Genomic DNA, 7,529 nt, shown 5'->3' with positions numbered 1-7,529 from the left:
GACGGGAACCTGTTTATTGATGAAGGGGCCGAGGGGTTGGCCGTGGGGGATGTGGTCAAGGTCGCGGTTGAGGAAGCGGGGGAGTATGATTTGTGGGGCAAACGCGGATAGAAAAATAAACCGAAATGCAGTCCACTTCTTTCATCTGGCAGCCTACCTCATCTAATGACTGTCAGATCGTGTCCACCGATAGTCAGCGTTTTATCAATTGGTATATCAGCAGCATCCAATAGGGCTTTCCAAAGTACTTTTTCATCTTCTCTGCAGAGATTCACAAATTCTCTGCTGACCCTTTTTTCCCATTGCGATTTCAACGCATCCCACACTTCAGGTTCAACATTTGAGATTTCAGTCTTGTCGATGATTTCAGGCTTCCCGTGCGCTAGAGTATCTCGAAAGCGTTTCAAATCCGCGATCGTTTGAAGGGGCCGATTACCCCATTCGAAGTCTAATGGCAGCACTCTAAGCAGAAGATCAATTTTCTCACGCAAGTTCGCCCTTTCCGGCCAGCCATTTTCAAGGACTTTAAAGCCTACAAAGTTAACTTTAGCTTCAACGCTGAAGGCGGCAAAAACCAAGGCTGCCATCATGTCCAAGCCACATCCATCCAAATTGCCATCTTCAAATTTTTTGTTCATAGTTGTTTGAAACCAATGGGCACAATTGGACAGATCATTGTGAATATAGCGCTCTGCCGTAGTCCTAATTTCAAATTTCTCCGCCATGAGCTTCGTACCTAGCCTGAGTCCGTGTTTCAGTTTCACCATAAACCTAAACGGAAGATAGGGAAAACCAAGACGCCTGTAGTGGACTCCACCCACTCACACCTACATCGCCCGACTGGATCGATATCAAGTCGGCTCAAACCCTCCCCCATGGAGAGGGCGCTTCGCACCCACCCCGAGGTCCAGACGCTGCCCTGATGTTGCGCAAGACGCGTATCGGAGGGTTTAGGTTGCTTTGCCAGCCGCGGCACTCCCATTGCATACGTAGGGTGGGTGAAACCCACGTGTCGGGCGCGTGGGTTTCACCCACCCTACATCCCGTCCAGCGGCTGTAGAGGGCTCCTCCAGGTCGGCCGCTGCCCTCCCATTGCACCCCCAAAAACAAAAGGCGCATCACTCACATGACACGCCTTCGCACATATTCATATTCGGCAGGGTTCCCCCCGCAGCCCGTTAGCTCTTGGCGGGGGCCTTTGCTTCTGGTGCTTTCGCATCAGGCTTGGCCGCAACCGTTTCGGTCTTTGGCGTTTTCACGGCCGTATCGGGTGTCTTTTGTGTGCTGAGGTCTTTGAAGGACATGGTGATCCCTTTCATGGCGCCGTCCCGAAATAGGGCGGCTCTGATACAGGTGACCATGCCCGCCCCGCTTTACAAGGCCAGCAGGTCCGGGGTTCACCCCGACACCCCCGTCGCATCCAGATAGACCCGCACCGCATCCTGCACGCGGCGGAAGCGGTCACCGCCCAGCTTCACGCCGCCAAACCACCGTGTCACCACGATGATGTGGCCTTCAAGCCCTTCGCGCTCCAGCATCCGCAAGATCACAATACCTGCGCCGCTTTCGCCGTTGTCATTTTTCAGGGGGCCGTCGGGCAGCAGCACCGCCCATGTATTATGGGTCGCTTTGGCGAATTTCTTGCGGCGGCACAGCGCCTTCACAAAGGCCCGCGCCTCATCCGGTGACCCAACAGGACCACCTGCGACCGCGTATTTCGATCCACGGTCGCTTACTGCATTTTCGATGATCTTCAGGACCTTGTCCTCAGATCAGGACGTGACCTCACGCGCAGCGCTGTAGCTGCAGCCGCTGCCCATCGCAGGCACGGCCGACTGGGACGTGGACGCACAGGCGCCGGCGGTCGCATCCCATGCGGTGCCTGCGGGGCAGGTCTGGGTTTGCGCGACAGGCTCTGTCGGGGTCGGAAGGGTGGTATTTTGCGCAAAAGCTGCCGCAGGCAGCATCGCAAAGGCAAGTACTGTGAGACGCATAATGTCCTCCTAGGGTGGGAATGTGAAACAATGTTAGCCCATCCCTGCACTAAATCAACCGGCGCAATGTCACAGGCTTGACCCACATCAAGGCGAACGGAGCGTTACTTTGCTACATTCCAGCCATGCAAAGAAGGAGAAGCGCATGCAAGATGCCGTTGTGGCCGACAAGCCCAAACTGCCCAGAACCCGCAAGCCAGCAGGCCTGCCACGCATGGCCCGCCGCCCCTATGAGGCGGAGAAGGCGGAGTTACAGGCAGAGCTTTTGAAGGTCCAGCTTTGGGCGCAAGAGACCGGTCAGCGTTTTGTGCTGCTGTTCGAAGGGCGTGACGCCGCTGGTAAGGGCGGCACGATCAAGCGCTTCACCGAACACCTCAACCCCCGTGCCGCACGCGTCGTGGCCCTGAACAAACCCACAGACGAAGAACGCGGCCAATGGTATTTCCAGCGTTACATCGAACACCTTCCGACATCGGGCGAAATGGTGCTTTATGACCGCAGCTGGTACAATCGCGCAGGTGTTGAGCGGGTCATGGGGTTTTGCGAACCCGAAGAGTACCTTGAATTCATGCGCCAGACACCCGAGCTGGAACGGATGCTGACCCGTTCGGGCATCCGCCTTTACAAATACTGGTTCTCGGTCACGCAGGCCGAACAGAAACGCCGCTTCGACGCCCGTGAGACCGACCCGCTCAAGCAGTGGAAGCTCTCGCCGATCGACAAGGCAAGCCTTGATAAATGGGCGGACTATACCGAAGCGAAAGAAGCGATGTTCTTTTATACCGACACCGCCGACGCGCCATGGACCGTGGTGAAATCCAATGACAAGAAACGCGCGCGCCTCAATTGCATGCGGCATTTCCTGTCAACGCTGGATTACCCCGGCAAGGATCACACAATCGCCCAAGCCCCCCAGCCACAGATTGTCGGCAGTGCGCAAAAGGTGATCCATCGTGCCGAACATATTTTGGGCACCGCCCTGCATCCGGACACGCGCAAGTTAAGGGCCTAAGACCTGCTTGCAGGCGCAAGACATCTAACGGTCTTGCGCCCATGCGCCTGATCATGCGCACCAATAATTTCTGTGAAATGACAAAGAGATCGCGCAATCCCTTGCGCAATCATCAATACAAGGTCTTGCCTTGTGTCGCTTAATCCTGATGCAACGCGGCAAAAGTCTCGCGATTTTCGCAATATTCAGGGGCGTGCTCCAGCTTTGGTGCATCCGCCAGCAGACGATCGCATTTTCCGACCTGTGTGCAACCACGGCAACTGGTGATCATATCGGCGTATTCGTCGATATTGATCCTATTTTCATCCAGCGCGGTCGAAAGATCGACCTCACAGGCATCGGCCATTTTGATGACACGCCAGAAATGTTCGCGTGCGTCGCCCAAGGTTTGCATCTTTGATCCTCCGGTTGCGGGTAGGCTTAGGATAGCGCCCCGCCGGAATCGGTACCTTGCGCTAGATCAAGTCAGTAAGACGCACCCTTTCCAGTGATAATCGCCTGCACCAACGACGCCTCGGCCCAGGTATCCCGCCCGCCACGCATCCGGATTTCGGTCAGTTGCGCCTGCGCCAACACCAAATCACCCGAGGCCACATGCCCCTGCCCCATATAGGACCGCGCCAGAAAATTGTTCGGGTCCGCCGCAAGTGCCGCATCATAATAGGCCATGCCACGATCAACGCGGCCCGCTTTACGGTGGTTGAAACCGTAATAGGTCAACGCGAGCGGGACCTGCGGATCTTCAAGCGTATCCAGCACATCAAGGGCCGCCTGATAATACCCCGCATAGGCCAGCTCACGCACATCATCCAGTCGCGCGCTATCGTCATTGGTGCTCTCGACGGGGTCCATGCAGCTTTGTGTCGCCAGATCAAAGACCTGCCCTTCGGCACATTGCGTGGTTGTCTCGGATGGCGTGGGGGGCGTCGCGCTCCCGCCACCTGCGGCAAAGGCAGCCATCGGGAACAGGGCGAGGGTCAGTGTCGTCAGGCGCATCGCTGTCTCCATCGATGTCACTTGTCAACTTAGCCCGCGACGCGCCCTCGAAAAGATCATCCCCAAAATGTCGCACAGGCCGCTACGACAGAAGGCCTACAATTACACAGACCCATGCAACACCAACGCCCACAGCCGTCACCGCTACAGCCGCCGACCCACAGTCCTTGGCCTGCTTTGCGGCATCGCGTTTTTCCGTGCTGATATCATCCACAACACGTTCGATCGCAGTGTTCATGCACTCGGCGGCCAGCACGATAATCCCGCCCATCAGCAGCATCCCCCGTTCGCCCGCCGAAAGCGGCAAGATGAATGCCAGCACGCCAAAGACCACATTCGCCACGAGCCATTGCGACAACGACCCTTCTGTTTTGTACACATGGGCAAACCCGTCCCATGACCAGATTGCCCGTTGCCGAACCCGCAAAACCTGTTGCCACATAATTTTAACCTTTCGCGATCTAGACTGAGACTGCGCCATCAAGCCGCAGCTGCCAAGACCTGCACTGACCCAACGGAACATTTGACCCAAGGAGCGACCCCAGTAAATTCGGCTTGTCACAACGAAGGTAAACCGCATGTATCCCACCTACGCCCGCTCCGAACGTATCGCTGATGGCACAATGCACGCGGTGGGCGTGTTGGGAGCCGTCACAGGGGCCATTGTGCTGATCATCTGGTCGCTGGGCACCGCAACGCCTGGACAGATTGCTGCGATTTGCGTCTACGGCGCCACGCTTATCGCGACATTCGTCGCCTCGGCCCTTTACCACATGACCCCGTGGGAAGGGATCCGCCCGCTCCTGCGCCGCTTTGACCACGCCGCCATCTATCTCAAGATTGCCGGCACCTATACGCCGCTTGTGGTGATGATCGGCAGCGGCTTTGCCTATGCGGTGCTCGCAATCGTCTGGGGCATGGCCGTGATCGGCATGACACTCAAACTCTTCTTCTGGCAAACACCGGGGCGGTTCGGGCCAGCGCTCTACCTGATCATGGGATGGCTCAGCCTTGCCCTTGTCTGGTCGCTCTGGCCGGTTGTGCCGGCATCCGTGATGGTGCTGATCGCCATTGGCGGCCTGCTTTATACGGCGGGTGTGCCATTTTATGCCAGCGAAACGCTGAAATTCTCGACCGCGATCTGGCACGGGTTTGTTGTCACCGCGTCGGGGTGTTTCTTTGCGGCTATCGCAATCGCCATGGCGGCGCTCACCTAAAGCCCTGCCGCAACCCTCTGCACAGTGCGCACGCGTTCCGCGTTGGGCGGGTGCGTGCCCAGAAAACGATCCCCCGGATCAGGAATACGGAAGAAGAATTCCGCGCCCCGCAGCGGATCGAACCCGGCCGCCGCAGCAATCCGCGTGCCCAGCGCATCGGCCTCCAGCTCGAATTCCTTGGAATAGGTCCGCGCCCCCACAGTGGCTCCGATCCGCTGTGCGCTCTCGATATCTGTAGCCCCCAGCGCACCGGCCAATGCCCCCACCAAAAGCCCGCCCATGGCCGCGTTCTGCTGCTGGCGCCCGATGTGGCCAAGAATATGGTGCGCCGCCTCATGCGCCATGACAAAGGCCAGCTCATCGCGGTTGCGCGCCTCGGCAATCAACGGCACCGTAAAGCCGATCACCGGACGCCCCGCGCGATCGAGCGTCTGAAACGCATTCACCCCGCGTTCCGCACGGGTATCAATCACGATCTGGAAATCGCAGTTGGATTGCTGCCTGCTGCTGCGGCAGAATTGCTCGGCCACCGGTTTGACGCGGCGTACGACAAAGTCGAAATTATCGACCGCTTGCCGCTGGGACAGGCGCGGCGTCACCGGTGCGGCCGCTTGCATCACCGGCTGTGGCGTCGGTGCTTCGACCACCACAGGGGAACAGGCGCTGATGACCACGCAAAGAAGAAGGGGCAAAAAACGGATCATGGGGCCTTCGCTGACAACTTGCTTTCAAAGCGAAACTAGCATTTGCCCGGATCACGGCAACTGCGCATGTAAGCACACAGCAACAGAACGCGCACGACAGGGCATTGCGCAATTGTAAGCCCGCAAATCGCAGGCTAGGCTAGCCGTATGTTTACAATCGAACACGACTATGATGCCACCGTTGTCACCTTGGTTGACGAAGGTGCCGCACCCCTGAAAGAAGACGTCATCATCAACGCCTTTGATGATTGCATCACGATATCCCAGTTTGATCCGCGCACCGATGAGGTGGTCCGCATCACGCTGTCGCTCACGCAACTGCGCGATCTTGAGGCGGCGCTGGATCTGCCGGAAGGCATCTATCAACTGCGCAAAGGCTAGCAGCACATGACCACAGGTTTCTTTTGGGACGAACGGTGCTTTTGGCACGGTGGCGGCAATTATGCAGGGATGCTGCCAGTGGGCGGATTGGTCCAGCCACTGGACGGCGGCCTGCCCGAAAGCCCCGAAACCAAGCGCCGCCTGAAGAACCTGATCGAAGTGACAGGGCTTGCTAATGACCTCGCGCTGCAAGGTGCCGCCCCTGCAACCCGCGAAGACCTCTTGCGCGTCCACCCTGCGCATTATCTGGATGAATTCAAAGCGCTGTCCGACGCCGGCGGCGGTGAACTCGGGCGGCGCACCCCCTTCGGTCCCGGCGGGTATGAACTCGCAGCCCTTTCCGCCGGTCTTGCCAAAGCCGCTCTTGCGGCGGTCCTGCGCGGTGAGCTTTCCAATGCCTACTCCCTCTCGCGCCCGCCCGGCCACCATTGCCTGCCGGACTATCCCAACGGGTTCTGCCTGCTCAACAATATCGGCATCGCGATCGAGGCCGCCAAAGCCGCAGGGCTGGCAGGCCGCTTTGCCGTGCTCGACTGGGACGTGCACCACGGCAACGGCACAGAAGCCGTATTCTACGACCGGTCCGATGTCCTCACCGTCTCGCTCCACCAAGAACGCAACTACCCCATGGACACCGGCGCCTTTACCGACCGCGGCACCGGTGCCGGCAAAGGCTATAACCTCAACATCCCCCTGCCCCCCGGCACGGGGCACACAGGCTATCTGGCCGCGATGGAGCGCCTCGCCCTGCCCGCCATCCGCGATTTCGCGCCGGATGTGCTGATCATCGCCTGCGGTTTTGATGCCGCCGCCAATGACCCGCTGGGCCGGATGCTCGCCACCGCCGAAACCTTCCAGATGATGACAGCCCAAGTCATGGCGCTGGCGGCGGACATCTGCGACGGCAAACTGGTGATGGTCCACGAGGGCGGCTATTCGGAAACCTATGTCCCGTTCTGCGGCCACAACGTGTTGCAGGAAATGTCCGGCAGCAAAATCACCGCCCCTGACCCCTTCGCCGAGGTCTTCCCCCTGCGCCAGCCGGATGCACGGTTTGATGCGTTTGTTGACAATTGGCTGGCCGAGATGAAAGCAGTACTCTAGGCAGTTGCCTTGGAACCGCTGCTTGCCCAGCCCGACGCGGGCGAAATCAACACAAAAGCCAAGCACCTGTCATCCGCACCAGACCGTTGCGCAGTTTGCGCAAAAGGTCAGATTTGCGGAC

12 protein-coding genes are annotated in these 7,529 nt (G+C 58.5%); 4 read left to right on the top strand and 8 right to left on the bottom strand.

Translation table 11 applies throughout. The features are described from left to right. Positions 1 to 158: 158 nt before the first annotated feature. The 4 genes from VGP75_RS05730 to VGP75_RS05715 all read right to left on the bottom strand — a co-directional run bounded on the left by VGP75_RS05730 (position 159) and on the right by VGP75_RS05715 (position 1,994). Positions 159 to 725: a hypothetical protein gene (locus VGP75_RS05730; RefSeq protein WP_327542735.1), complete on the bottom strand. Its 567-nt coding sequence runs from the start codon at positions 723 to 725 to the stop codon at positions 159 to 161. Positions 726 to 1,178: 453 nt separating this feature from the next. Further along, positions 1,179 to 1,319, bottom strand: a complete 141-nt coding sequence (locus VGP75_RS05725) for a hypothetical protein (RefSeq protein ID WP_327542734.1) — start codon at positions 1,317 to 1,319, stop codon at positions 1,179 to 1,181. Between the two features lie 78 nt (positions 1,320 to 1,397). Then, entirely contained in the window at positions 1,398 to 1,757 is a 360-nt protein-coding gene (locus VGP75_RS05720) for a YigZ family protein (RefSeq protein WP_327542736.1), read from the bottom strand. 15 nt (positions 1,758 to 1,772) lie between these two features. Continuing rightward, positions 1,773 to 1,994, bottom strand: coding sequence for a hypothetical protein (locus VGP75_RS05715; RefSeq protein WP_327542733.1), 222 nt, complete (start codon positions 1,992 to 1,994; stop codon positions 1,773 to 1,775). Positions 1,995 to 2,139: 145 nt separating this feature from the next. Here VGP75_RS05715 and ppk2 point away from each other — a divergent pair, with 145 nt between their 5' ends. Then, positions 2,140 to 3,006 (top strand): polyphosphate kinase 2, encoded by an 867-nt coding sequence (ppk2, locus tag VGP75_RS05710; protein WP_327542732.1) that lies wholly within the window; start codon positions 2,140 to 2,142, stop codon positions 3,004 to 3,006. Between the two features lie 139 nt (positions 3,007 to 3,145). Here ppk2 and VGP75_RS05705 read toward each other — a convergent pair whose 3' ends face one another. From VGP75_RS05705 to VGP75_RS05695, 3 genes are all read right to left on the bottom strand, one after another. Then, positions 3,146 to 3,400: a DUF6455 family protein gene (locus VGP75_RS05705; RefSeq protein WP_327542731.1), complete on the bottom strand. Its 255-nt coding sequence runs from the start codon at positions 3,398 to 3,400 to the stop codon at positions 3,146 to 3,148. Between the two features lie 71 nt (positions 3,401 to 3,471). Beyond that, complete coding sequence (locus VGP75_RS05700; protein ID WP_327542730.1) at positions 3,472 to 4,002, bottom strand: hypothetical protein; 531 nt, start codon at positions 4,000 to 4,002, stop codon at positions 3,472 to 3,474. Between the two features lie 82 nt (positions 4,003 to 4,084). Then, on the bottom strand, positions 4,085 to 4,444 hold the full coding sequence (locus VGP75_RS05695) for a diacylglycerol kinase (protein WP_327542729.1): 360 nt from the start codon (positions 4,442 to 4,444) through the stop codon (positions 4,085 to 4,087). A 136-nt stretch (positions 4,445 to 4,580) separates the two neighbouring features. On the opposite strand from VGP75_RS05695, the gene trhA reads away from it, so the two are divergent. Beyond that, positions 4,581 to 5,219: a PAQR family membrane homeostasis protein TrhA gene (gene trhA / locus VGP75_RS05690; protein WP_327542728.1), complete on the top strand. Its 639-nt coding sequence runs from the start codon at positions 4,581 to 4,583 to the stop codon at positions 5,217 to 5,219. Here the strand turns inward: trhA and VGP75_RS05685 are convergent. Continuing rightward, entirely contained in the window at positions 5,216 to 5,923 is a 708-nt protein-coding gene (locus VGP75_RS05685; RefSeq protein ID WP_327542727.1) for a M48 family metallopeptidase, read from the bottom strand. The genes trhA and VGP75_RS05685 overlap by 4 nt on opposite strands. 147 nt (positions 5,924 to 6,070) lie before the next feature. Here VGP75_RS05685 and VGP75_RS05680 point away from each other — a divergent pair, with 147 nt between their 5' ends. Together VGP75_RS05680 and VGP75_RS05675 are read left to right on the top strand one after the other, a co-directional pair. Continuing rightward, positions 6,071 to 6,304: a DUF8831 family protein gene (locus VGP75_RS05680; RefSeq protein WP_327542726.1), complete on the top strand. Its 234-nt coding sequence runs from the start codon at positions 6,071 to 6,073 to the stop codon at positions 6,302 to 6,304. Between the two features lie 6 nt (positions 6,305 to 6,310). After that, entirely contained in the window at positions 6,311 to 7,408 is a 1,098-nt protein-coding gene (locus VGP75_RS05675) for a histone deacetylase-like amidohydrolase (RefSeq protein WP_327542725.1), read from the top strand. Positions 7,409 to 7,529: the final 121 nt, after the last annotated feature.

The organism is Yoonia sp. (genome assembly GCF_036007805.1).
Lineage (GTDB): Bacteria > Pseudomonadota > Alphaproteobacteria > Rhodobacterales > Rhodobacteraceae > Yoonia.
This window is presented reverse-complemented; position numbering and strand designations above follow the sequence as displayed.

Bases quoted from the DNA above. Each gene is read 5' to 3' on its own strand.
- VGP75_RS05730 (WP_327542735.1), bottom strand. From the start codon at position 725: ATGGCGGAGAAATTTGAAATTAGGACTACGGCAGAGCGCTATATTCAC.
- VGP75_RS05725 (WP_327542734.1), bottom strand. From the start codon at position 1,319: ATGAAAGGGATCACCATGTCCTTCAAAGACCTCAGCACACAAAAGACA.
- VGP75_RS05715 (WP_327542733.1), bottom strand. From the start codon at position 1,994: ATGCGTCTCACAGTACTTGCCTTTGCGATGCTGCCTGCGGCAGCTTTT.
- ppk2 (WP_327542732.1), top strand. From the start codon at position 2,140: ATGCAAGATGCCGTTGTGGCCGACAAGCCCAAACTGCCCAGAACCCGC.
- VGP75_RS05705 (WP_327542731.1), bottom strand. From the start codon at position 3,400: ATGCAAACCTTGGGCGACGCACGCGAACATTTCTGGCGTGTCATCAAA.
- VGP75_RS05700 (WP_327542730.1), bottom strand. From the start codon at position 4,002: ATGCGCCTGACGACACTGACCCTCGCCCTGTTCCCGATGGCTGCCTTT.
- VGP75_RS05695 (WP_327542729.1), bottom strand. From the start codon at position 4,444: ATGTGGCAACAGGTTTTGCGGGTTCGGCAACGGGCAATCTGGTCATGG.
- trhA (WP_327542728.1), top strand. From the start codon at position 4,581: ATGTATCCCACCTACGCCCGCTCCGAACGTATCGCTGATGGCACAATG.
- VGP75_RS05685 (WP_327542727.1), bottom strand. From the start codon at position 5,923: ATGATCCGTTTTTTGCCCCTTCTTCTTTGCGTGGTCATCAGCGCCTGT.
- VGP75_RS05680 (WP_327542726.1), top strand. From the start codon at position 6,071: ATGTTTACAATCGAACACGACTATGATGCCACCGTTGTCACCTTGGTT.
- VGP75_RS05675 (WP_327542725.1), top strand. From the start codon at position 6,311: ATGACCACAGGTTTCTTTTGGGACGAACGGTGCTTTTGGCACGGTGGC.